Origin of the sequence: Acinetobacter tandoii (assembly GCF_008867985.1) — a bacterium.
GTDB lineage: Bacteria > Pseudomonadota > Gammaproteobacteria > Pseudomonadales > Moraxellaceae > Acinetobacter > Acinetobacter tandoii.
The window spans coordinates 61,856-85,719 of record NZ_VXLD01000011.1 but is presented as its reverse complement, the minus strand read 5'-3'; the positions used below and the strand labels follow the sequence as shown (position 1 = coordinate 85,719).

The following is a 23,864-nucleotide window of genomic DNA, read 5'->3' as shown; positions in this document are numbered from 1 at the left end:
GTTTATATTCCTCGTTTACGTCGAACACAATTCTGAGAAAAGCTCAGCATCGACATATCGCCTAAAAAAGCAGACACCCAATACTTGAAAAGCAGACTAATAAGCCTGCTTTTTAAAATCTTTGTAGAACATCTACTAAACTGTATCTGGAGCTCTTATCGAGATTTGAACTCGAGACCTCTCCCTTACCAAGGGAGTGCTCTACCACTGAGCTATAAGAGCAATCATCTTCGATGGAGCGGGAGACGAGGGTCGAACTCGCGACATGTAGCTTGGAAGGCTACCGCTCTACCAACTGAGCTACTCCCGCTTAATGTTGGTAATTAACCACTTCAATCGAAGTTAATGGTGGTGAGAGAAGGATTCGAACCTTCGAAACTTTCGTAGCGGAGTTACAGTCCGCCCCCTTTGACCGCTCGGGAATCTCACCATTTCACACTTATTTCAGTGTTGTTCTTTACTTCACTACTACACACCTTTAAGATGGTGCCGGCACACGGATTCGAACTGTGGACCTACTGATTACAAGTCAGTTGCTCTACCAACTGAGCTATGCCGGCTCTTTCTTAGTGTTTCGTACGTTTCGTATCGGAACGGTGTGCAGTTTAGCAAAACTTGAAATCCATGCAAGTGTTTTTTTCAAAAAAAACGCTAAAAACTCATAAAATCAATCCATTTGATGATAATTCAACCGCTTTGATCACTGCGCGAGCTTTTATTTGGGTTTCATTCCACTCAGATTCAGGATTTGAGTCCACAACGAGACCCGCACCAGCCTGAACAAAGACCTTATTTTCACGAATAACACAGGTTCGAATCGCAATCGACATGTCCATTTCGCCATGCCAGCCTAAATAACCAACAGCACCACCAAAAACACCACGTTTTACAGGCTCTACCTCATCAATAATTTCCATAGCGCGGATTTTTGGGGCTCCAGATAAAGTACCTGCTGGAAAAGTTGCTTTAAAAACATCCAAAGCATCTACATCATCACGAACTTCGCCTTGCACATTGGAGACGATATGCATCACATGCGAATAACGTTCGATCACCATTTGATCAGTCACTTGCACTTTACCAATTTTAGAAACGCGCCCCACATCATTGCGTCCTAAATCAATCAACATTAAATGCTCAGCAATTTCTTTTTCATCTGAAAGTAAATCTTTTTCTAAGGCCAAATCTTCTTCTTTAGTTTTACCACGAGGACGTGTGCCCGCCAAAGGGCGCACCGTAGCAATGCCATTTTCTAAACGCGACAAGATTTCTGGAGATGATCCCACAATATGAAATGGCTTTTGATCTTGCAAAGTTTGACCTTGTACCAAGAATAAATACGGCGATGGATTTAAATGACGTAAGGCACGATAAACCTGTAACGCTTCTCCATCAAAATCAGAAACCATACGATGCCCAGGAACCACCTGCATCACATCCCCTGCACGGATATATTCTTTAACCGTTTCAATTGACTCTAGGAATTTCTGCTTGCCCGTGAGTGACTCAAAATGCGGTGCACTGTGTTTTTTCGCTTGCAGACTCACAGGAGTAGCAAGCAATTGCTCCAAAGCATCTAACTGGAGCTGTGCGTTAAAATACGCCTCTGCATCATTGACATCGGCGTGCACAATCAAGAATAAAGTATCTTTTAAATTGTCAAATACAATCACTGTCTTAGATAACATCATCCAGATATCGGGCAACCCGACTGGATCTGCTTCTGGCACATTATTTAAACGTGGTTCAATATAACGCACAGCATCATAACCAAAATAACCCACCAATCCGCCAGTAAAGCTAGGCAAGTCTGGTAAATCTGCTTGTGTCGGAACTTTAAACTGCGCCAAAAAGGTTCGAATATATTCAAAAGGATCGGCACAATCTTTCTGTTCATACGTGCCATCTACATGCTGAATGGTGAGCTTACCTGCATTACAAGAAAATACGGTAGATTCACCCAAACCAATGATGGAATAGCGCGCCCAATTTTCACCACCTTCTACCGATTCAAATAAATAGGCTTGTTGATGGTCTTTTAATCGTGCAAAAACTGAAAGTGGCGTTTCTGTATCTGCCAGACGTTGTCGATAAACAGGAATCAGGTTATAGCCTTGGGCTTTTAATTGCTCGTATTGCACTTGAGTCGTCATGAGGTTCTCTCTAAATTTTCGATTGGGGTCAATTCAATTTTTCGTTACATCAGACTGAGCGACGCCATCGAAAAGCTTTACAACGACTCATGTGTCATGATTCCTTATCTGCAAATTATGTTTTGATTAATTCTCTTAAATCATCAACCACTTGCTGTGGTTGGCAATCCTGTATGTCTTCACCATGATTATAACCATAGCTAACGACAATACAATCAATACCCGCACGTCGTGCTGCCTCCACATCATTACTCGAATCACCAAACATTAAGGTCTGGGATTTTTCAATCTGATATTCCTCAACACAGTGCAGTAACTGACGCGGATGTGGTTTGCGTTCTTCGAAACGGTCACCTCCAATCACATCAATAAAGTATTTAGACATATCCAAGGCTTCAACAATTAAGCGAGCAGGCTGTTCAGGCTTATTGGTGACACACACCATTTTCTTGTTGTGCTGCAAACCCCATTCTAGAAACTCAAGAATGCCATGAAATGGTCGGGTTTCAATACAAGGTTCCGCATTGTATATTTCTAAAAAAGTATCGAGCAGTTGTTTGTGCTGCGCAGGGTCAACCTCACCTGTAAGATATTGCAAGGTACTATGACAAAAGATAGATGTTCCCTTGCCCACCCAAACACGTACTTGCTGTTCAGTCACCAAAGGGAGTTGCAAGACATTAAGACTCATATTCATGGCACGATATAAATCAGTCGCTGAATCGACCAAAGTTCCATCCAAATCAAACAGCATTAATTCACGGCGATCTAATTGTGCAATATTCATAAGCAACTCGCATTATTCAGATATAAAAAAGGCATGCCAGAGCATGCCCTTATTCTAGGCAACTCCCAGATTATTTAAACATCACCCAAGCAAAGATAGACAAAATAACCAAGACTATAATGGTGATTAAACCCAGTGAAGCATTCTTCTGTTGAGTTCGTTCTTCTTCAACACGAGAAACAGGTTGCTCAACTGGAATCGGGGCTGGGTTTGGCGTAGCTTTAGATACATCTACACCTTCAGGAATTGGCGCGGGCTTGGGAACAGATACATTCTGTGGCATCCCATCACGACTTAACTGAACACTGCTATCACGCTCAGTCAGGCTTGGCATCCCCTGTTCATTCATATGATGCGCTGCCGATTTCTCTGCTTCTGTTTCAGACGGAGCAACGGCTTCAGCAGGCTGTTGAACTTCAACTACATCTTCCTCAACTGTATTTGCCAAAGGAGCTGGAGCAAAGACTGTAAATTTAAAGCTTGCAAACTGAACAATATCGCCATCCTTCAGTTGGCTTTCATCTACAATTTTCAAGTCGTTCACAAAAGTGCCATTCGATGAATTTAAATCTTGCACCCATAACGCTTGCTCTTTTAACAACAGCGCTGCGTGTTTACGTGACACTTCTGCAGATTGCAACAATACATCTGCATCTTGATGGCGCCCAACCAACATATCACGGTCAACACTGATCTCTTGCCCCGTAAATTCGCCTGTAATTGCCTGTATCTTCCAAGTCATCACATTATCTCTTTATGATTTTGCTTCATCATACCATGCAACTTATAGATTTCAATTTGGCTACTTTGGCATTACGAAGCTGGACGCACACGAATGGTGGTTACTGTATTTTTGGTTTTTTCCACTTCTGATTTTGGAAATGGTGTACTGCTGATTGGTGGCTCAATCGCTACAGGCGTAGTCACAACCGCAGCATTGGATGGCTGCGCCGCAGAAGGTACAGCTTGATAAGGGCTAGTCCGTGGCGCACCAGGTTGCACAGGCAACCGCTGCATGTAGACATCATCCACCTGCTCAGGTAATTTAGCAAAACCGCCATCTTTATCGAGCGCCAATTGCAAACTATATAACTGACTATAACGCTGTTGAGATAAACGACGAACATCATCGCCACCACCCACAATCGTTGGATGAATAAAGACCAATAAATTGCGCTTCTGATTCGACTTTGCATCCGATCTAAATAAGCGCCCAACACCAGGAATTGCCCCCAGACCCGGAACCGATTGACGACTATAAATAGAGTTATCTGAAATTAAGCCACCGAGAACTACAGTTTGTCCATGCTCTGCCAAAATGGCTGTTTTAATGGCACGTTTACTGGTGACCAGATCTGACGCCTGGCCTTTACTATTTTTAACCCCAGAAACTTCCTGCTCAACCTCCAAGCGAACCGTACCATTTTCACCAATGTGCGGAATCACCTTTAGCGTCACACCGACATCTTTGCGTTCAATGGTGGTATAAGGATTTACTGTGCCATTGTTGGTACTCACTGATCCTGTGACAAAAGGAACGTTTTCACCTACCACAATGTAGGCCTCTTCATTGTCCATCGTGACAATCGAAGGTGTTGAAAGCAAATTAGATTTGGTGTTTTCTTTGAGTGCCTGAATCAATGCACCATAAAGTCGACGTGAACCATCACTGCCCTCTTTATAATCACCCAACACCACTGAGCTACCCGCACCCGTCAAGGCCTGCCCCAGACCTGAAGCCCCGCCACTCAAATAACCCGCAGCGAGGCTGGCTAGGCTTGAACCTACGTTATCAAAACTGATTAAACCGACACCACTGCTAATATCACCCAAAGCCCATTGCACACCCAATTGATCTGCATCAGAGCCTTCAACTTCAATAATTGCAGCCTCGATTAACACTTGTTCGCGGCGAATATCAAGTTGCTGAATCGCAGACTCAATTTCTCGCATCAGTTGTGGATCTGCTTTGACCACCAATGCATTTTGTGAACTATCGGCAATGATACTAATCCCGTTGGCATTAAAACTGGTGATATTGTTCTGATTATTCCCAGTAGAACTGCCCCCTAAATTAATAGCTGGTGTCGAAATACTTGAGGATGAGCCATTGCTTGTCGTCGTATTCGCACTTCCCATCATATTATTGTTGGCATTGGATGTACTGTTCGCGCGACCATCAGCCCCTGAAACTGCCTGCCCTGTGACCAGGCCTTGTAAAATTTCGGCCAAGTTTTTTGCACTGGCATACTTTAAACGGAAGACCTTCAAACCACCCAGACGGTCTGCCGCAGGCACATCCAACATTTCAATCAATTGACGCAACCGTTTACGTGTTGCCGTATCGCCTTTAATTAAAATGCGATTGGTACGATTGTCCGCAATCACTCGCACTCGCGCGCCTTTTAAATCTTTGGCTGCCCCAGTCGCCGTCATAGAATCTAATAAGCCAATCATTTCTTCGGCTTGACTAGATTGCAACGTAATTGCCTCAATATCGTGCTGATCAGTACCATCTAAATTACGAATGATGGTTTCCAGTTGATAAATATTACTAGCACGATCTGACACAATCAGCGCATTAGCCCCAGGTACTGCCGACAAATTTGCAAACTGCGGCATGAGTGGGCGTAAGGCTGGAATTAGATCATTGGCATTGGTATTTTCCAGCCAAATCACGCGCGTAACAATTTGATCACCTGTAGCACGATTTTTAGCATCATAGGGAATGCCTGAACTTTTTACATTGCTGTCTGGAACGATTTTCACGGTATTGCCCGAAGGAATCGCCACCACACCATTCACATTGAGCACGCCTAAAAATAAATCGTAAACTTCACTTTTATTGAGCGGCTTATTGGAAATAACCGTCACATTGCCACGTACGCGCGGATCAACTGCAAAATTTTTCCCTGTAATATCGGCCACTTCATTAATAAACGCCGTTAAGTCCGCATCACGTAAGTTGATTTTCCATGTTTGCGCATAGGCACTGCTACTCACGGCAGCAATCAGAGGTGCACTTGCGAGCAAAGCCCAAACTGGACGATTATTATGAAATAAAGCCATATACTTCTGTGTTTCCTAACCCTACGGGCGATTTCTCATCATTTAAAAATTTTGTTGTATGGTCATCACCTGATCACCACGTTTTATTTCAAGTTTGACTTGGCCTGCTTGTTTGGCTTGTTCAAGTAATTGTGCATCATTTTGTCCCTGCCCCACACCTTGACCATTTAAGGACAAAATTCGGTCTCCAGGTTGTAATCCAAGTGTATTCCGTAAAGCTGAAGGTGTTTTACTGGTGACTTCATACCCTTCACCTGTCGCAGCACCAACCCCCATATCGGCCAAAAACTGGTCACGATTTTGATGCATTTGTTGTACTGCCTGCCCCAAAGCATTTTGAGTCGATTGCGATATATTCCCTGTTGGTAATGAAGCCGCATCCGCAGGTGGAACCATCGGTTGATTTAGACCATTGGCAATTCGATTAAATGCAACTTGCTGGCTTTGTCCCGTAGAGTCTCGCAACACCACATGATCCCAATACACCTCGGCCAATTGATAAGCTGTACCTGCCAATGTTTCTCCAACCTTATAACGGTCAGCGACTTCATTAACTTTAATCACTGCTGAGGAATATTGACTCGGATAGGACACCACTACCCCTTGCAAAACAAAATTGGCGAGATTCGCACCACTCGACGCATTATTTTCCTGAAATAAAGAAAATGCCGATATATTGGGAACTTGAGGTTGCTGTGAACCTAACTCTACACGTTCTAATTGCATAGGCATTGGCGGAGCAACCCACAACCAAAATATACTGGCCAATTTCCAACTTAAATAGGCCACTAATACAGCCAACAGCCACGGTGAAAAACGGTTGAACTGAGCGCCGTTCAAATGCTGTAACTTATCTTTGACCAATCTCATTACATACCACCTCGTAACAGGGGCTGACGAGAGCTGACGACATAAGTATCTAAACCCGCTTTACCTTGATACGAAGGCACATTCATCAACATACGCTGAGTAATCTGTACATCAAGCATCAGGTTTTTATCCAAAAGCAGATTAATCATTTTCTGGTCGCGCTGATCCCGCACATCAATCATCAATACTTGATCTCGATCACTTAAACTCCCTTTTAAGGAAGGGATACTCATTTGCTCTTGACGTTGTGCAAAGCGATATATCAGTTCACCACCTAACCACTGCACAGTACCTTCTGCTTGTTGAAAACCTTGTTCTTTTTGATATTTAAACTGTAAATCTTGGACTTGAATCGGATTACTTGGCCATTGCCAATCAGCAACCCGCTTTAATGTTTCTGGGGCAATTTCCCCAGATAATGCTTTAACAGTCCAACGCTGCCCCAAACCATAGCCCACGGTACCTTGTAATTGGGTCCGCCCACTATGGATATCTACCTCAGCACCTAAACGAAGCAACAATAAATCTAAGGGACGTACCTTCCAATTCAATGAGCCTTTTAAAGCTCCCTGATGCCAGTCCGCCTGCCCTTGCCAGATATTGCCACTGACATTCTGTAAAACTTGGTTATTTTTATAAAATTTAGAAATAAGCCATGCTGCTGGAATTTGCAGCACTACAAAAAATAAAAATGTACTTAACGCAAAAATCCACCATGCAAGGTGCTTATTCTTTTTCGTCATCCCAACACAACCAACATCACTATTTTTCTTCCTTGGATATATATTTTATCTTTGCCACCCATTATGCACACTTTTTTCACATCGCCAATTCATCACTATAAAAAAACCAAGCAGTTTTGCTTGGTTTAAATAATTTAATCAGATTGGATGACAATCTAATGAAGATTAGATAAGAAAATCTTCAAGTTTTGCACCTTTTTCCAATTCAGCCACTAGCCAGCGAGGTTGTTTACCACGGCCTGTCCAAGTTTCTGATGCATCTGATTTATTGCGATAACGTGGTTCTACAGATTTACGAGTCGTTTTCTTACGTTTAGTTGCGCCAAACTCTAAGATTTGCTCAATACTCAAACCCACTTTATCAGCAATATCCATAATCTGAGTATATGCATCTTCAATTGCCTGATCTTTTTTAGAAACGATTAAGGCTTCCGCTTCTACTTGTAAACGCTTTAACTCTTCTACAGATAAATTACTAATGTCTGGCATCATATTAACTCCATTAAATACGATTTAATTTCTTACACAGGATTATCATATTTTTATTAACTCGATTATTCAACACTTATATTTAAAATTGCTACAAGATTCGAACAGTTAATATATGTTTTAATAATCCAACATTAAAATAATGATCAAAAATTAAATTAAATGTCCAACATCTCGTTCCATTTTGAGAATCTTCTCACGAATATCATCAGGGATTGCAGTTTTTTGCATATTGTCTTTATCAACACAAACTATCACCGCCTCTGCCATTGCAACCACCGCATTTTGTGCAGTACTGAATAATAGGTAACTCATACGTATTGCACTATTACGTAATTCATCAACACGAACAGCTACTTTTAATTGATCGGGATAAAATACAGGTCGTAAATATTTGCACTGATTTGATGCAACAACCGTCAATACACTTTGCTCAAATATATTTAACGCATCAAAATATTGAATACGTGCGCTTTCAATATATCGATAATACATGACATTATTTACATGTCCAAAAGCATCCATATCTCCCCATGCTACATTTTGCTCATGTACAATTGGATATTCATTAAATAATGACATATATTCCCTTAAATCTTGATTTTCATAAAATTCGCATTATTTTCAAAGATCAAATTTAACTGCTGAATCAAATCTTCACGATTTTTCAGCGTTGCTTTAACCCTTAAATAACTCATGAGCACATTATCTGGATATAAAGTTAATAATGCATCTGCTTTATTTAACCGATCAGTCGCTTCGTAGACATGCCATTTAGCAAAAGTCAAAACAGGTAAAGATGGATATTTCACCTCCCAATCCTGAATATGTTGCTCTACATCACTATAATTTGGAACCTGTTTCAACAATTGTTGCTGAAACCACAAATGAAATACTTCCGCATTAAACTGTTGATCAAGTAAATGTAAGGCCAAATTTTCATGTTGCTGACTTAAATCAGGTAAACGTGACAATAGTTTTAACCACAACATTTTGATGTGATAGCTGCGAGTTTCAATTTCAGTCGATAAATCTAGATAACGTTGTTGCAAATCTTGTAGATTTTCAGCACTAGCATGATCAAACTGTTGCAAAAGTTGCTCTAACCATGCCTGCTTGGTGGCTTCATCTAAATGTCCATATTGCATAGAACGCAAATATAACCAAGGAAATTGCACAGCAAACTCACCCCACAGTTCGGTTAAACGTTGCTCATAGGCGACTTGTACATCCTTTAGCCAAGGTGATAATTCATGCTGAGTTAAAAACTCAAGATGCGTCAGGGCTTGCTCACCATCTTGCTGCGCCAGATAAACCTGAATACGTTGAATTTCTGCCAATTCAAATGCCATAGCATGGCTATGATTTAAAACAGATAACGCTTGTGGATATTCCTGTTGCATCAAATACAGTCTTGAGTCAATTACACCACGTAATAACCCAGACTGAGCAAATGCATTTTGAATAAATTGTTGTTGCTCCCGACCCGCGTCCAATAACCAAATGACAGCCAACTGCTCATAAGGATGCAAGGTCTTGAAGTCGTAGATTTCGATTTGTTTTCGTTGTGCACGCGTAAAATAGCGTTTCAGTAACAACCAAACTAACTGAAAAATAAAGCCCAGCACTGCCAAAAGAACGAATATGAACCAGACATTACTCTGTAACTGCCATTCACGCCAATACACATAAACATAGCCTGCACCAAAACCGTAACTCAACACACTAATCACAGCAATCACAAGCAGGCATATAAAAGCATAGGCTAAAAGAATCTGTTTCATATTAAGACCCTAGCAATGTACGGGTATTTAAAACAGGCATCGGAATAATACTAAATCCTTTAATCTTCTCCACTTGCTTACGCAGTTTTTGTGCTTGTGCATCAGGCAAAGTCGATAATATCTGCATAATCTCGGCCAAATCCTTTTGATATTCGACATACTGACCATGATTCAATGCTTCTCGAGCAACCAATAGACGCAACTGTACTTCTTTCAAAATGATTGCACGCTGCATCAGTTGTGTAGCAGGTTGCTTAGCAGGCTGCAACTCAAACCAACGCTGCCAGAAAGGACGATCTTCTGCTCGGACAGGTTTCCTTTGAGCCTGTTTAATTTCTTGTGTTAATACCACATCTACTTGTTGTAATAGTTGTTGAATTTGTTGCTGCTGCTCGGTACGCGCTTGTACAGTTTGCTGTATCAATTGTTGATCTTTACCCATCGCCTGATGCAAGCTTTGTTTCAAACTCGGTGCCAAAGCATATTGCTCAATATTGATATTCAGTTGTGCTAACTTTTCCAAAGCAAAATGGTATTGCTGTTGCTGCAAAGCAAAATCGACTAAGTCAAGTTGCTGACGGATCAAGACCATAGGGTTAATCTGTACTGGGGTAGTCGTTGCCTGCACACTTGTGCCCGTAGCTGCCACATTCGATGTGCTTGGCTCAGATGCTGTTGAGGTTTGACGCTGCAAAGCAACAATTTGATCATTCAAATTGGCACTATTGGCTTCAAGCCGTTGTAACGTATCCTGCATTGCAACTTGCTTTTGATTGAACTGAAAAATGTCATAACTTAATTTGGCAATCCATGCCACACAGACCAAAATTAAAACAATTAAAAACTTTTTCATGCATTTCTCGGCATCGCTCGAAGGCATTGCAATATTGTTGCTGTATTTAAATCAGGTAATTGATAGAGATGAAATGATAAACGCTGTTGTCGCTGTGTATTTAACAGCAATTGATAAAGCCGCTCACCCAATACCATAAAATGTCCTCGTGTAAGCAACCCCTTATGGGCTCGCATCAATTCCAACCAGTTTAGCCAACTGGCTTCACTGCTAATCAGCACACTATAGTGCTGATGTTGTTGCAACTGTACGACAACTTGATCAAAATTTTGAATCGTCTGTACTGGGCAATGTCGTTGGTACAAAATAAAATTTAAAACAGAGATCCCCTGCTGCTGCAAAGTCTCCATCATAAATTGGCGTCCACCCTGACCACGCCAAAAAGCCACACAAGCGGAAGAGGTCAGGTCTTGCAACAAGGGAATCTGCAACATCCCCTCTGATGTTTCAACCTTAGGCACATAGCTAGATATGCCATATTGAGCCAATGCTTGTGCGGTTTTTTCACCTACCGCAACCCAATGCACCTTGCTCAAGGCTTGTAGCGACACACCACTTTGCTTTAAGCCCTGCATTCCAAATTCAACAGCCGAAGGACTGACCACCACAATACAGGTCGCCCGCGGCAACTGCTGATACAAATCCTGCAACTCAGATGACCATGCACACGGCTCCAACACCAACAATGGAAGATCCAAAACTGGAAAACCAGCTTGTTGAATGTTTAAACTAAGTTCGCTCGCACGAGTATTCGGGCGGGTATTAATAAATAACATGAATTAATGCAAGGCTTGGAGCAGCTCTCCTGCACCTAATTCGAGTAGTTGTTGTGCCAACGCTTCACCTAGCTGTTCTGCTTGCACCACTGGTCCACGCAATTCAGCGACCAATAAAGTTGCTCCATCGACACTGCCTACACGTCCTTCAATGTGTAACTCATCTGCATGTAAAGTGGCATAACCTGCTATCGGCACCTGACAACCACCTTCCAAATAAGCATTAAAGGCACGTTCAGCACGAACACAAGCCGAAGTTTCCATATGCAACAAAGGTTGGATTAAATCTAAAACCTGCTGATCATTTTCACGGCATTCCAGCCCCAATGCCCCTTGTCCAACTGCTGGCAAACTAACACTGGCTGGTAAGGTATGACGAATACGCTCTGAAAGTCCTAAACGCTTAAGTCCTGCACTCGCTAGAATAATGGCATCATATAAACCTGCATCTAATTTTGACAGGCGGGTTCCGACGTTACCGCGTAAATCAATAATTTCAAGATCTGGGCGTTGCTTCAGAATTTGGCATTTACGACGCAAGCTTGATGTTCCCACTTTAGCACCCTGTGGCAAATCGTTAAAATTTGCATAGTGGTTTGAAACAAAAGCATCAAATGGATCTTCACGCTCACAAATCACCGCTAAGCTTAAACCCTCTGGAAGTGCCATAGGGACATCCTTCATAGAATGTACAGCCAGATCAGCTCGACCATCCAACAACGCAGCTTCCAGCTCTTTGACAAACAAACCTTTACCGCCAATTTTCGCCAACGGTGTATCTAAAATTTTATCTCCTTGAGTGACAAACGTAACCAACTCCACCTTTAAATCAGCATTGCGTTCTTCCAGACAGGAACGAATAAATTCTGCCTGCCATAAAGCGAGGGGACTTTGGCGTGTTGCGATCTTCAAAGTTTTCATAAATTTTAAATACATTGAATAAGGTCAGTTATTCTAAACTTAACTGGCTGACTTTAAAATGCAAGTAGAATTCACACCGCACCACATGAAATCATACATTTGACTTCAAAGTTTCTGAATTCGCTCGCGTAAATTGGGTAAATGTCGTCGGCTCACAGATAAACGTTCATCCAGTTCACGGCAACGCACTTGATATTGCCCAGAGTTAATCACCTCTAACCCTTCAAGATAATCCACTGAAACCAAAGCATTGCGATGAATACGAATAAACCGCTCACCAAATTCTAATTCTAAGTCCTTTAAAGTTTCATCAATGAGTACACTGCCATTTTTATGACGTACCGTGACATATTTTTGATCCGCTAAAAAATAATAAATATTTTCTACAGGGACCAGTTCTACCCCACGATAGGTCTTCGCAGCAATTTGATGACGTTGTGTTTGATTATCCATATCTTCTTTTTGTTTTAAGTTACTCATTTGCGCTTGCGTGAGTTTGGTCAGTTGGTCTAAAACCTGTTGCAATTCCTGTTGCATAATCGGTTTTAGCAAGTAGCCCTCGGCATGCGATTTAAACGCATCCAAGGCATGCTGGTCGTAAGCCGTACAAAATACGATAGCTGGGGATGGTTCCAACTGACGCAAATATTGCGCGCAGGTTAAACCATCCATTTCTGGCATTTGTATATCTAAAAGCACCACATCGGGTTGATAAAATTGCACCATTTCAATTGCTTGCTGACCATAAGCCGCCGTTGCAATAACCTGATGCCCCATTTGCGTGACCAATCTGGATAAACGCTCTACTGCAAGAGGCTCATCATCACAAATCAGGATGTCCATTATTCCTCCTTCGTTCAGTTAACGTGGATTATTTTTATAAGTTAACCGCCACTGTTTTATTTATACGGGTATTGCACCACAGTGGTATACATCCCATCTCCAGCAAAAGTTCGGAAGATGACTGCGCGCCCATAATACGCCATGAGACGCTGTTTTACATTATCAATGGCAATACCGTGTCCTTGTCGTAAATTTATTTTATCCTGTGTGTACGGGTTTGTAATGACGATATTGACTTGATGTTGTGTAATTTCGACCAATACGCTCACTATACTGGTTGATAAATTTTTCTCAACCCCATGAAAAATACTATTTTCTAGTAAAGGTTGCAAAGTGAGCAACGGAATTTGCGCCTGTGAAAATAATTCAGGATGCACAAATTTCCATTCAACCTGTAACCGATTTCCTAGGCGAATCTGCTCAATCGCCAAATAACGTTGGCACAATTCAATTTCATCTTGCAATTTCACCAACTTTAACTCTTGGAAACTGGCACGAAATAAACGCGATAAATCTAATAGCATTTGTTCAGCTTTATCAGGATCAACAACAATTAAACTGATGGCACTATTTAAACTATTGAATAAAAAATGTGGATGAATTCGGGCTTGCATCGCCTGAATACGTGCATTCAGTTCACTGTGTTGCTGCCGCATCCATTGTTCTCGGATATAGAGATATCGAAAACAAAATGCCCCCAGTAGACCACCATAACTTAAATGCAATACCACACCCTGCAAGGCAGTCGTAAGATCTAAACCTTTAAAGCTAAAGTTTTGCCCAAAAAAGACAAAAATATTGAGAATCAAGCTGGTAAAAAAAATGATGCTTTGTAAGATCACAAAGCCCAACAGCAGCATCGAAACCAACCCCCAATGTTCTAGGCGTGGCTGTAGGCGCTCAACAATTGCCGTAAAACACAACAAGACCCAATTGATATACAGCATAAACAACAGCACTTGTGTTCCACTCAGGGCTTGCCATGAATGTGCTTCTGCCAAAGCCAACAAAATGGCTAAAATATTGCCCGCAATACACAACTCGACTAAATTTTGCCACCGTCCCACAGTACTAAAAAAATAAGAATAGGATGCTGGGGCTTCGGCAACTGCTTTTGAATTTGCTATACTCTGTTTAATTTGCCGATTTTTTATTTTACTGAGCCGACATGACCACATCTTCTAATTCCTCTAATCCGTCACAAGCCCAGACTTCTGGCATGTGGGGCGGTCGTTTTACTGAAGCGACTGACGCTTTTGTTGCAGAATTTACCGCATCTGTGCAATTTGACCAACGCTTTTATAAACAAGATATTGCAGGCTCAATTGCCCATGCAACTATGTTAGCAAAAGTTGGCGTACTAACCGAATCTGAACGTGATGCTATTACCGAAGGTCTCCGCACCATTCAGGCTGAAATTGAAGCAGGTAATTTCGAATGGCGTATCGACTTAGAAGATGTGCATATGAACATTGAGTCGCGTTTGACTCAACGTATCGGCATTGCAGGTAAAAAATTACATACGGGTCGTAGCCGTAATGACCAAGTCGCAACGGACATTCGTCTCTATGTACGTGATGAAATTGATGCCATTTTAGAACTCTTGGCGAAACTGCAAAAAGGCATTTTATCGTTAGCAGCAAAGAATACTGGCACAATTATGCCGGGCTTTACTCACCTACAAACAGCTCAACCTGTAACCTTTGGTCACCACTTATTGGCATGGTTTGAAATGCTGGTGCGTGACTCTGAACGTTTAATTGACTGTCGTAAACGTGTGAATCGTATGCCGTTGGGTTCTGCTGCCCTTGCAGGGACAACTTACCCAATCGACCGTGCTTATACAGCTGAGCTTCTTGGTTTTGAAGCTGTTTCTGAAAACTCACTCGATGCAGTATCGGATCGTGATTTCGGCATTGAATTCAATGCCGCAGCATCACTGATTATGATGCACCTATCTCGTATGTCTGAAGAACTCATTCTATGGACATCTGCACAGTTTAAATTCGTCAATATTCCTGACCGCTTCTGTACAGGCTCGTCCATTATGCCGCAGAAGAAAAACCCAGATGTGCCTGAATTGGTTCGTGGTAAAACAGGTCGTGTTTATGGTGACTTAATGAGTTTACTAACCCTCATGAAAGGTCAACCCTTGGCATACAACAAGGACAATCAAGAAGATAAAGAACCTTTATTTGACGCGATTGATACTGTACGTGGTTCGCTTATGGCATTTGCCGACATGATTCCTGCGTTGGTTCCAAACATTGAAATTATGCGCGAAGCAGCACTTCGTGGTTTCTCAACCGCGACTGACTTGGCAGATTACCTTGTGAAGAATGGTGTGGCATTCCGTGATGCACACGAAATTGTTGGTAAAGCCGTTGCACTCGGGGTTCAAGAAGGAAAAGATTTATCTGAACTAACACTTGAGCAACTTCAACAGTTCTCTGACTTGATTCAAGCCGATGTTTTTGAAAAAGCACTCACTTTAGAAGCATCTGTAAATGCACGTAACCACATTGGTGGTACTGCACCTGCACAAGTCGAAGCGGCTATTGCACGTGCCTATGTTCGTTTAGAAAAACTTTACGCTTAAGGGGTTTCACCATGTCTCGACAAGTTTTCTGCCGTAAATATCAAAAAGAGATGGAAGGCTTAGACTTTGCTCCATTCCCTGGTGCCAAAGGCGAAGAGTTCTTCAACAACATTTCTAAGCAAGCTTGGCAAGAATGGTTAAAACACCAAACTACACTGATCAATGAAAAGCGTTTAAATGTGTTTGAACCTGAATCAAAAAAATTTTTAGAAGAGCAACGTGAGAAGTTCTTTAGCAATGACAGCAGCATTGAAACTGCCGAAGGTTGGAAACCAGAAGCTTAAGTTTTTTGAATGCTAAAAATGAAAAGACCAGTCAAACAGGCTGGTCTTTTTTTATGTATGTTTTTGAATTTTATTCAGCTAAATCTGGCTTAAGGCAAGCATTGGGGTAGTGAATTCAATTTCAAGGCTGGATATATAAAAAGCTACATATCCATAAATAAGGCTACATTTGCACACAATATCCTACATGAGTCATGTGCAGCACCTCACTATAATGACAATTAAGGAGATGGAGACATCTCTGAATACTAAAATAATATCCCCCTATTTATTTTATTCCCAGATTTCCCCCAAAATCTGGGATTTTTTTTAACTTGCTCTACAACTTCGGTCACTCTCAATACAATAAAAAAGACTTATGTAGGTTCTACATAAGTCTTTAACAACATTTAATCAAATCATTTGAATTGTTCTAATATGAAGTAATTCTTAACGCTCTTGAACTTTTTCTTCAATTTCAGCCACGCTGGTATGTCGAACATCCAAACCTTTTACCATATAGATGACTTGTTCGGAAATATTGCGGGCATGATCACCTATACGCTCCAATGAACGCAAAACCCACATCACATTAATGACACGAGAAATATGACGTGGATCTTCAATCATATAAGTCATTAAAGTACGGGTTGCCGACTGGTATTCACGGTCAATATCCGCATCTGCCAACATAACTCGTAGCGCCTGATCCACATCTAAACGTGCAAAGGCATCCAAAGCATCATGAATCATGACACGGACTTGATTGCCGATATGACGGGTTTCCATGTAACCACGCGGGGAACCACCTTCTTCACAAAGACTTTGTGCAATGCGAGCAATTTTAGCAGCTTCATCACCAATACGTTCTAAATCGGTATTGGCTTTACTCATGGCAATCACCATACGTAAATCAATCGCTGCAGGATGACGACGCGCTAAAATTAACGTGAGCGCTTCATCAATTTCACGCTCATAACGATTGACAGTATTGTCCTGATATTGCACATCAATGGCTAAGTTGGCATCAGTATCGAGTAAAGCGTGGATTGCATTCGCCACTTGTTGTTCAACCAAACCACCCATGGTCATAAATTTGGTATTTACAGCCTGTAAATCTTCATTAAATTGCGAAGAAATATGATGGTTTAAAACAGGGTTACTTGGACTCAAAATCAACACTCCACAACAGCGGTTAAAGACAAACGCTTTCGCTCAATATTAAAGCATACCTATTATGAATATTTGATGACAACAGAAAATCAATACCAGTATTTCACTTTATTTTTCGACCAACCAAACATTCATTTGCTGTAACTCTTGTTCATTCAATTGACCAACGGCTGCTTTTAAACGCAACACATTCAAAACATAGTCATATTTGGCATTTACATAATCTTGCTTGGTTGAAAATGCATTGCGCTGTGCCAGCAACACGTCGACCATGGTTTTTAAACCTTCCTGATATTGTGCCTGAGAAGCCTCTGACACCACTTGGGAAGATTGCATGGCAGCCTGACGGGCTTCGAGTTTGGCTTGATCAGTTTCCACCTGATAAAACGCTTTCTTCACCTCGGTTTGCGCTTTACGAATGGTAGCATCGAGTTGTGCTTCAGATTTACGCACATTCACCGCTGCTTTTTGAATAGAACGCTGTGTTCGTCCACCCGTAAAAGCATTCCAATTCATTTCAATGCCAATCTGGTCAAATTGACCATCATTTGATAGCACACTTGAAGGCTGCTGTTGATTATAACCATAGGTCCCGACAGCTTCGAGCTGCGGATAGAGCGCAGCTTTCTCCACCCGTTTTTGATCTTCGGCATAGCGTTGTTGTAAGCGTGCTTGCTGTATTTCTAAATTATGGTTGCGGGCCAAATCTTCCCATGCTGTCAATTGGGCGGGTTGAGGCTTTTGATAGACAAAATCATCCCGAATGACCGCAAGCTTATCCCGATAAGGACCAATCAACTGCTGTAGTTGTTCTTGTGCCAATAACAATTGCACTTGGGTTGCAATGCGGTTTGCTCGTGCATTCTGATACTGCGCTTGTGCTTCACTGACATCACTTTTAGCCACCAAACCTTCTCGTAACTTGGCATTCATCATATTCAATTGCTGCAAAAGGGCTTGTTCTTCCTGTAAATAAGCTTGCGTTAAACTTTGCTGACGCAACACATCAAAATAACTTTCTGCCACCGTTAAAATATGCTGCTGTTGCTGTAATTTTAAGGTCACTTCACTTAGGTTGACTGAAGTCTCTACCTGTTTAAAACCTTCCCACGCATCCCAACGAAACAAGGGCTGTCGGGCAGTGACTGCAACCTGATGAGTCGTGGTAGCTGAAGGAATCTCTAAGGAAGATTGTGATGCATCTGAATTCTGCTGTGATTTTCGGGTGCTACTGGCTGAAACCGTGATCGTTGGCAATAAGTTCCCTTTAGCAATACCTAAATTGAGTTGATCTGCTTCGTATTGCAGCTTATTTGCTTGCCAATTTGGATCGGTCTGTTGGGCCCTCGCATAGGCTTGTACCAAATCCAAAGCATGTGCTTCAGCCATGTGAAAACTTAAAGACAAACCGAGCAACCAAAGTTTCTTCATTCTTATCCCTGATTCAAACCGTTTCATATTGTATGTAACGTCATAAGGCCCTACAAACTCTGCTAAATTAACGTGATCAGTGTAATTTTGCACGGGTTTTAACCACAATCACCTACTAAAACAGCTCAAGTTTAGTAACCAAACTCCCTCACAATAGTACAAACCTACTGCAAGATTTCAGCTTAAAATAAAGCCTTACTCCCTGCTCTTGCTTATCTTTTAGGTTTACATTCTTAACGGCTGTTGAAATTCAAGTTTATGCTTTCATTAAAACCCTGTTTTGTCTTGTTGTGTGGCATCTTGCTGAGTGCTTGCCAGCAACCAGAATCTCAAGTTGCTCAGGAACAACCTCCCAAACAGCAACAACAAGAAATTACAGTTGATTTAACTGAAATGTGCAAAAACCTAAAAAAGAATATGTTGGAAATTAATAACCAACGAACCACCTTTGCCCTTGAAGAAATTAATCAAGATCTCAAAGTCTGTCTTCCGCTCGTAAAACTGGCTGAACAGAAAGATTTACTAAAACTTTCTGGCATCATGTACGATAATTTTTTACAAGTAGAACGCACCCCACAGCAACAATTGGCTTTTGAGCAATATGCGTTTGACATGGCGCAGCATCCCACCATTCAACAAAGTCATTTTGAACAATTTTCCCTGCGTGACCAATATCTGATTAAGCATCAGGGACAGGCCTATATTGAACTGATCGACCAAGGCGAAGGAATGCTCGCTTACCGCCGTAGCCCACAGTATCTCGCGATTGTGTTTGCACCCTACATGCCTGAAGCTGAAAAAGTCTTTATTACTGAATTGGCACAGCAAAACATGCAAGCCCCGTTTCTGGATGGTGCCTTGACCATTGACCCGCAAGTCATTGTGGCACGTGCCTTATTCTGGGAAAATTATTTACAGCAATATCCACGCAGTAGCTATCGACATGACGCAGAGTATCTCTTAGAAATGTATACGCATTTCTTATTTAAAGGCATGAATAACTCTCCAGTCTCAGAAAGTTATAACGATCAAAATGCCATTAACAGTAGCAGTCTCTTTGAGATTGAAAAACTGGCAAAATTGCAACATTCCCATCTGGCGTGGCAAGCACGACGTTTTTTGCAATTCTTAGAATTATCAGAACAACAACGTAACACCCAAATTCCTGTACAACTCAGTCCTCAGCAAAAACAATCTGGGCAAAGTAATCTACTGACTTTAAAACAATTAGATCAATTTTTAGGTCTACCTGAGCTGAATACACGTTCGCCTCGTGACTGTTTCAGTGATGCGATTTGTCTTCCATCAGCAAAATAATCTGCGCTATTTTTCATTCTTTTTCATACAACCCACAGCAACAATAAGTCCTTTTTCTTCGCTGACGAATGTCATGAAATATGCATGGGCATTTCCCAGATTGCATGCTACCATTTGTCCTAGCTTGACGGAGCGCGAGTAATCCCTCGCTGAGATTGTGTAGTTCTAAACATGAGCACAAGTACCGTTGAACCTGATCAGGTTAACACCTGCGTAGGAATCAAGCGCTCCCTAAAAACTGCCGCCCTCCGTCTATCTGGTGAATTTATTACTAGAATTTAAACCAGAAGACCAGCCAAGTTTTGGTCGTGCTTGATTCGTTGATGTCATTCATAAGGATCATGCTATGAACCAATTAACGAATCTTTCCCCTGCTGAAGTTTCAGCTCAACATGAGCAAGATGCAAAAGATTTAACTCGAATTTTACCTGCTTCAAACAAAGTCTATATTGAAGGCTCACGCCCTGATATTCGTGTACCCTTCCGTGAAATTAGCCTCACTGATACCCCAACAGGTTTAGGTGGCGAACAAAATCTGCCTTTACGTGTCTATGACACCTCTGGGGTTTATACTGACCCGAATGTTTCGATTGATCTGAACAAAGGTTTACCTTGGATACGCCAAACTTGGATTGAAGAACGTGACGACACAGAAGTCCTTACAGGTCTGACTTCAAAATTTGGGCAAGAACGCCTGAAAGACATTCGCACGGCTGACATTCGTTTTGCACATATTCAAAACCCACGTCGCGCTAAAGCGGGTAAAAATGTCACGCAAATGCATTATGCCAAGCAAGGCATTATTACCCCAGAAATGGAATATATTGCGATTCGTGAAAACCAACGCCAACGTGAAGGCGTGGATATGCGTCAACATGCAGGTCAAAATTTCGGGGCACAAAATTTACGTGAAATTACCCCTGAGTTTGTCCGTCAAGAAATTGCTGCGGGCCGTGCCATTATTCCTGCCAATATTAACCATCCTGAAATTGAACCCATGATTATTGGCCGTAATTTCTTGGTGAAAATTAATGCCAATATTGGGAACTCGGCACTAGGTTCTAGCATTCATGAAGAAGTGGCAAAAATGACATGGGCAACCCGTTGGGGTGCTGACACCATCATGGACTTATCAACGGGTAAAAATATTCATGAAACACGTGAATGGATTATTCGTAACTCACCCGTTCCTATCGGCACCGTACCAATTTATCAAGCACTGGAAAAAGTTGATGGTGTCGCTGAAGATCTCACTTGGGAAATCTTCAAAGACACACTGATTGAACAAGCTGAACAAGGCGTTGACTACTTCACGATTCACGCAGGTGTATTGCTTCGTTATGTACCAATGACTGCCAATCGTTTAACGGGTATTGTGTCGCGCGGTGGTTCAATCATGGCGCAGTGGTGTCTAGCCCATCATCAAGAAAATTTCTTGTACACGCATTTTGATGAAATCTGCGAAATCATGAAAGCCTATGATGTTTCATTCAGTTTAGGCGATGGTTTACGTCCAGGTTGTGTGCAAGATGCCAATGACGAAGCACAGTTCAGTGAACTGAAAACTTTAGGTGAACTGACACACCGCGCTTGGGAGCATGATGTTCAAGTCATGATTGAAGGCCCAGGTCACGTACCAATGCACATGATTAAAGAGAACATGGACTTGCAGTTAGAAGTATGTAAAGAAGCGCCATTCTATACGCTTGGACCACTCACGACTGACATCGCACCGGGTTATGACCATATTACTTCTGCAATTGGTGCGGCTATGATTGGTTGGTATGGTACAGCCATGCTTTGTTATGTGACACCAAAAGAACATTTGGGTCTACCAAACAAAAAAGATGTTAAAGACGGCATTATCACGTATAAGATTGCTGCACATGCTGCGGATTTGGCTAAGGGTCATCCTGGTGCCCAAGCCCGTGATAATGCTTTGTCTAAAGCACGTTTTGAATTCCGCTGGGAAGATCAATTCAACTTGGCCTTAGACCCTGACACAGCACGTAGCATGCATGACGAAACCATGCCAAAAGAAGCACATAAATCTGCCCATTTCTGCTCAATGTGCGGACCAAAATTCTGCTCCATGAAAATTACTCAGAATGTTCGAGATTATGCGCAAAATCAGAAAAATGCGTCAGCATCAGAAGAAGTCGATTCAGAAGTAGAATCAGGTCTACAAGCAATGAAAAATGCCTACCACGAACATGGTCAAAAATTGTACCATAAAGTGTAATTAGCTAAAAAAATATTGGTGTTCAGAAAAAACTCCGTTAGGATGAAATAGTCATTTTCATCCTGACCGAGCTTTATGAATATTATTAAACGAGCAACGTATAACAGCGACGAAGTAGACGTTCTTTCTCGAGAATATTTATTTCGTGGCTTTATTCAGGTTGAAAAAGTCAGCCTCAAACATCGTTTATTTCAGCAAAGCGAATATACCTCTGTTATTCATCGGGAATTAGTTCAGCGTCCCGAAGCGGCAGGGGTTTTAATTTATAATGACCATCAACAAAAATTCGCTTTAATTGAACAGTTTCGTATTGGCGCAATGGATGATCAAGACTCGCCATGGCAACTGGAAGTCATTGCTGGCGTACTCGATGGTGATGAGTCACCTGAAAGCTGTATCCGCCGAGAAAGCCTAGAAGAGTCAGGTTGTGAGTTGCAAGATTTGCAGCATCTATTCAGTTTTTATCCTTCTGCCGGAGCATGTGCAGAGCTTTTTCATCTATATAGTGCAGAAGCAGTACTCCCTGAACAAGGCGGAATATTCGGAGTTGCTGACGAAGGCGAGAATATTCAATTGCATATTCTTGATTATGCCGACATACGTAATCTACTGACCAATGGTCGGCTCAGAAATGCGCCTGTCATCATGGCATTGCAATGGCTAGAACAACACATTAAAACTATAAGGAATGTCTAAGGGGAAGGACATGACTTTAAAACAACCACATGAACAGCCACAAAGCTGGACCATTATACAAATTTCAGATACACATTTAATGAATCAGGATGATTTAGAATTTGTGCATATGAATCCTGAGCAAAGTTTTCATCGGGTGATGGCGCAAATTCAACATGAATATCCACATGCCCACGCGCTGATTCATACGGGTGATTTGGCGCAGGTTCCTGTGTCTGAAACCTATCAGCGCTACCTCGCTTTTATGCAAACCACAGGTTTTCAATACTACCAAGTGCCTGGCAATCATGATAGTGAGGAATTCTTTCCATTTCATGACCAGCAAAATAAAGTCCATGCCATTCCTATAGGAAATTGGTGTTTAGTGCTGCTCAATAGTGCCGTCAAAGGCAAAATTGATGGCTGGATTAATACCGAACAACTCAAACAACTGGATCAAATTCTTAACCTACATGCTGAGCAATCCATTTTAATTGCCTGCCACCACCACCCTTTTGAAATGCAGTCCCGTTGGATTGATCAACATATTCTGAAAAACACTGAGCATCTGACCGATGTTTTGGCTAAACACTCGAATGTCAAATTGGTATTGTGTGGCCATGTGCATCAAGCCTCGGAAAATCAATGGCATGGCATACATTTCCTATCTACCCCATCAACCTGCGTACAATTTAAACCACATAGTGATGATTTTGCGCTGGATGATGAAGCACCTGGCTATCGCGTCGTACAATTAAAAGCCAATGGTGAGTTTACAACTCAAGTGCATCGCACACAGCCCATACAAAAAAAAATAAATATTGAAATTACAGGCTACTAACTTTTCATTTCATTTTATTTCCATTATGTTATGGC

Annotated in this window: 22 protein-coding genes, 4 tRNA genes and 1 riboswitch; of the genes, 6 read left to right on the top strand and 20 right to left on the bottom strand. The window is 41.7% G+C overall.

The window, feature by feature from the left end; translation table 11 throughout:
* Positions 1-147: 147 nt before the first annotated feature.
* From F4W09_RS13985 to F4W09_RS13900, 18 genes are all read right to left on the bottom strand, one after another.
* A tRNA-Thr gene (locus tag F4W09_RS13985) sits at positions 148-222 on the bottom strand.
* Between the two features lie 12 nt (positions 223-234).
* A tRNA-Gly gene (locus tag F4W09_RS13980) sits at positions 235-310 on the bottom strand.
* A 36-nt stretch (positions 311-346) separates the two neighbouring features.
* Positions 347-430 (bottom strand) — tRNA-Tyr (locus tag F4W09_RS13975).
* A gap of 54 nt (positions 431-484) precedes the next feature.
* A tRNA-Thr gene (locus F4W09_RS13970) sits at positions 485-560 on the bottom strand.
* 99 nt (positions 561-659) lie between these two features.
* Entirely contained in the window at positions 660-2,153 is a 1,494-nt protein-coding gene (trpE, locus tag F4W09_RS13965; protein ID WP_016168449.1) for an anthranilate synthase component I, read from the bottom strand.
* Between the two features lie 115 nt (positions 2,154-2,268).
* Positions 2,269-2,940, bottom strand: a complete 672-nt coding sequence (locus tag F4W09_RS13960; RefSeq protein WP_016168450.1) for a phosphoglycolate phosphatase — start codon at positions 2,938-2,940, stop codon at positions 2,269-2,271.
* Between the two features lie 70 nt (positions 2,941-3,010).
* A complete protein-coding gene (locus tag F4W09_RS13955) occupies positions 3,011-3,682 on the bottom strand; it encodes an FHA domain-containing protein (RefSeq protein ID WP_016168451.1) in 672 nt (223 codons plus the stop codon).
* A 71-nt stretch (positions 3,683-3,753) separates the two neighbouring features.
* Positions 3,754-6,009 carry a type II secretion system secretin GspD gene (gene gspD / locus F4W09_RS13950; protein WP_016168452.1) on the bottom strand — a complete coding sequence of 752 codons (2,256 nt, stop codon included), beginning with the start codon at positions 6,007-6,009 and terminating at the stop codon, positions 3,754-3,756.
* 42 nt (positions 6,010-6,051) lie between these two features.
* The gene (locus F4W09_RS13945; protein WP_016168453.1) at positions 6,052-6,879 is read right to left on the bottom strand and encodes a type II secretion system protein N; all 828 of its coding nucleotides are present in this window, start codon (positions 6,877-6,879) and stop codon (positions 6,052-6,054) included.
* The gene (gene gspN / locus F4W09_RS13940) at positions 6,879-7,622 is read right to left on the bottom strand and encodes a type II secretion system protein N (RefSeq protein WP_016168454.1); all 744 of its coding nucleotides are present in this window, start codon (positions 7,620-7,622) and stop codon (positions 6,879-6,881) included. Before gspN ends, F4W09_RS13945 begins: the two co-directional genes overlap by 1 nt.
* A gap of 165 nt (positions 7,623-7,787) precedes the next feature.
* A complete protein-coding gene (locus F4W09_RS13935; protein WP_016168455.1) occupies positions 7,788-8,114 on the bottom strand; it encodes an H-NS histone family protein in 327 nt (108 codons plus the stop codon).
* Positions 8,115-8,264: 150 nt separating this feature from the next.
* Positions 8,265-8,693: an acyl-CoA thioesterase gene (locus F4W09_RS13930; RefSeq protein WP_016168456.1), complete on the bottom strand. Its 429-nt coding sequence runs from the start codon at positions 8,691-8,693 to the stop codon at positions 8,265-8,267.
* An 8-nt stretch (positions 8,694-8,701) separates the two neighbouring features.
* Positions 8,702-9,895, bottom strand: a complete 1,194-nt coding sequence (locus F4W09_RS13925) for a hypothetical protein (RefSeq protein WP_016168457.1) — start codon at positions 9,893-9,895, stop codon at positions 8,702-8,704.
* Position 9,896: 1 nt separating this feature from the next.
* Entirely contained in the window at positions 9,897-10,748 is an 852-nt protein-coding gene (locus F4W09_RS13920) for a hypothetical protein (protein ID WP_016168458.1), read from the bottom strand.
* Positions 10,745-11,524, bottom strand: coding sequence for a uroporphyrinogen-III synthase (locus F4W09_RS13915; protein ID WP_151505105.1), 780 nt, complete (start codon positions 11,522-11,524; stop codon positions 10,745-10,747). Before F4W09_RS13915 ends, F4W09_RS13920 begins: the two co-directional genes overlap by 4 nt.
* Positions 11,525-11,527: 3 nt before the next feature.
* Positions 11,528-12,445 carry a hydroxymethylbilane synthase gene (hemC, locus tag F4W09_RS13910; protein WP_026441111.1) on the bottom strand — a complete coding sequence of 306 codons (918 nt, stop codon included), beginning with the start codon at positions 12,443-12,445 and terminating at the stop codon, positions 11,528-11,530.
* Positions 12,446-12,550: 105 nt separating this feature from the next.
* A complete protein-coding gene (locus F4W09_RS13905; protein ID WP_016168461.1) occupies positions 12,551-13,288 on the bottom strand; it encodes a LytR/AlgR family response regulator transcription factor in 738 nt (245 codons plus the stop codon).
* Positions 13,289-13,344: 56 nt separating this feature from the next.
* A complete protein-coding gene (locus tag F4W09_RS13900) occupies positions 13,345-14,466 on the bottom strand; it encodes a sensor histidine kinase (protein ID WP_016168462.1) in 1,122 nt (373 codons plus the stop codon).
* Between F4W09_RS13900 and argH the strand changes: the two genes are divergently transcribed.
* A complete protein-coding gene (gene argH, locus F4W09_RS13895) occupies positions 14,457-15,887 on the top strand; it encodes an argininosuccinate lyase (protein WP_026441110.1) in 1,431 nt (476 codons plus the stop codon). The two genes, F4W09_RS13900 and argH, sit on opposite strands and share 10 nt — an antisense overlap.
* Positions 15,888-15,898: 11 nt before the next feature.
* Positions 15,899-16,171 carry an oxidative damage protection protein gene (locus tag F4W09_RS13890; protein WP_016168464.1) on the top strand — a complete coding sequence of 91 codons (273 nt, stop codon included), beginning with the start codon at positions 15,899-15,901 and terminating at the stop codon, positions 16,169-16,171.
* A 429-nt stretch (positions 16,172-16,600) separates the two neighbouring features.
* Here F4W09_RS13890 and phoU read toward each other — a convergent pair whose 3' ends face one another.
* Both phoU and abuO read right to left on the bottom strand, forming a co-directional pair.
* Positions 16,601-17,323, bottom strand: coding sequence for a phosphate signaling complex protein PhoU (phoU, locus tag F4W09_RS13885; RefSeq protein WP_016168465.1), 723 nt, complete (start codon positions 17,321-17,323; stop codon positions 16,601-16,603).
* Between the two features lie 108 nt (positions 17,324-17,431).
* Positions 17,432-18,754: a multidrug efflux outer membrane protein AbuO gene (gene abuO, locus F4W09_RS13880; RefSeq protein WP_016168466.1), complete on the bottom strand. Its 1,323-nt coding sequence runs from the start codon at positions 18,752-18,754 to the stop codon at positions 17,432-17,434.
* A 258-nt stretch (positions 18,755-19,012) separates the two neighbouring features.
* On the opposite strand from abuO, the gene F4W09_RS13875 reads away from it, so the two are divergent.
* The 4 genes from F4W09_RS13875 (at position 19,013) to cpdA (ending at position 23,829) form a co-directional block, all read left to right on the top strand.
* Complete coding sequence (locus F4W09_RS13875) at positions 19,013-20,071, top strand: hypothetical protein (protein WP_016168467.1); 1,059 nt, start codon at positions 19,013-19,015, stop codon at positions 20,069-20,071.
* Between the two features lie 118 nt (positions 20,072-20,189).
* A riboswitch (TPP riboswitch) is annotated at positions 20,190-20,308 on the top strand.
* Positions 20,309-20,417: 109 nt separating this feature from the next.
* Positions 20,418-22,313: a phosphomethylpyrimidine synthase ThiC gene (gene thiC / locus F4W09_RS13870; RefSeq protein ID WP_016168468.1), complete on the top strand. Its 1,896-nt coding sequence runs from the start codon at positions 20,418-20,420 to the stop codon at positions 22,311-22,313.
* 75 nt (positions 22,314-22,388) lie between these two features.
* Positions 22,389-23,009, top strand: coding sequence for an NUDIX domain-containing protein (locus F4W09_RS13865; RefSeq protein WP_016168469.1), 621 nt, complete (start codon positions 22,389-22,391; stop codon positions 23,007-23,009).
* A gap of 10 nt (positions 23,010-23,019) precedes the next feature.
* Entirely contained in the window at positions 23,020-23,829 is an 810-nt protein-coding gene (gene cpdA, locus F4W09_RS13860; RefSeq protein WP_016168470.1) for a 3',5'-cyclic-AMP phosphodiesterase, read from the top strand.
* Positions 23,830-23,864: the final 35 nt, after the last annotated feature.

Coding starts and splice junctions, on each gene's coding strand:
- trpE (WP_016168449.1), bottom strand. CDS start 2,153: ATGACGACTCAAGTGCAATACGAGCAATTAAAAGCCCAAGGCTATAAC.
- F4W09_RS13960 (WP_016168450.1), bottom strand. CDS start 2,940: ATGAATATTGCACAATTAGATCGCCGTGAATTAATGCTGTTTGATTTG.
- F4W09_RS13955 (WP_016168451.1), bottom strand. CDS start 3,682: ATGACTTGGAAGATACAGGCAATTACAGGCGAATTTACGGGGCAAGAG.
- gspD (WP_016168452.1), bottom strand. CDS start 6,009: ATGGCTTTATTTCATAATAATCGTCCAGTTTGGGCTTTGCTCGCAAGT.
- F4W09_RS13945 (WP_016168453.1), bottom strand. CDS start 6,879: ATGAGATTGGTCAAAGATAAGTTACAGCATTTGAACGGCGCTCAGTTC.
- gspN (WP_016168454.1), bottom strand. CDS start 7,622: ATGACGAAAAAGAATAAGCACCTTGCATGGTGGATTTTTGCGTTAAGT.
- F4W09_RS13935 (WP_016168455.1), bottom strand. CDS start 8,114: ATGATGCCAGACATTAGTAATTTATCTGTAGAAGAGTTAAAGCGTTTA.
- F4W09_RS13930 (WP_016168456.1), bottom strand. CDS start 8,693: ATGTCATTATTTAATGAATATCCAATTGTACATGAGCAAAATGTAGCA.
- F4W09_RS13925 (WP_016168457.1), bottom strand. CDS start 9,895: ATGAAACAGATTCTTTTAGCCTATGCTTTTATATGCCTGCTTGTGATT.
- F4W09_RS13920 (WP_016168458.1), bottom strand. CDS start 10,748: ATGAAAAAGTTTTTAATTGTTTTAATTTTGGTCTGTGTGGCATGGATT.
- F4W09_RS13915 (WP_151505105.1), bottom strand. CDS start 11,524: ATGTTATTTATTAATACCCGCCCGAATACTCGTGCGAGCGAACTTAGT.
- hemC (WP_026441111.1), bottom strand. CDS start 12,445: ATGAAAACTTTGAAGATCGCAACACGCCAAAGTCCCCTCGCTTTATGG.
- F4W09_RS13905 (WP_016168461.1), bottom strand. CDS start 13,288: ATGGACATCCTGATTTGTGATGATGAGCCTCTTGCAGTAGAGCGTTTA.
- argH (WP_026441110.1), top strand. CDS start 14,457: ATGACCACATCTTCTAATTCCTCTAATCCGTCACAAGCCCAGACTTCT.
- F4W09_RS13900 (WP_016168462.1), bottom strand. CDS start 14,466: ATGTGGTCATGTCGGCTCAGTAAAATAAAAAATCGGCAAATTAAACAG.
- F4W09_RS13890 (WP_016168464.1), top strand. CDS start 15,899: ATGTCTCGACAAGTTTTCTGCCGTAAATATCAAAAAGAGATGGAAGGC.
- abuO (WP_016168466.1), bottom strand. CDS start 18,754: ATGAAGAAACTTTGGTTGCTCGGTTTGTCTTTAAGTTTTCACATGGCT.
- F4W09_RS13875 (WP_016168467.1), top strand. CDS start 19,013: ATGCTTTCATTAAAACCCTGTTTTGTCTTGTTGTGTGGCATCTTGCTG.
- thiC (WP_016168468.1), top strand. CDS start 20,418: ATGAACCAATTAACGAATCTTTCCCCTGCTGAAGTTTCAGCTCAACAT.
- F4W09_RS13865 (WP_016168469.1), top strand. CDS start 22,389: ATGAATATTATTAAACGAGCAACGTATAACAGCGACGAAGTAGACGTT.
- cpdA (WP_016168470.1), top strand. CDS start 23,020: ATGACTTTAAAACAACCACATGAACAGCCACAAAGCTGGACCATTATA.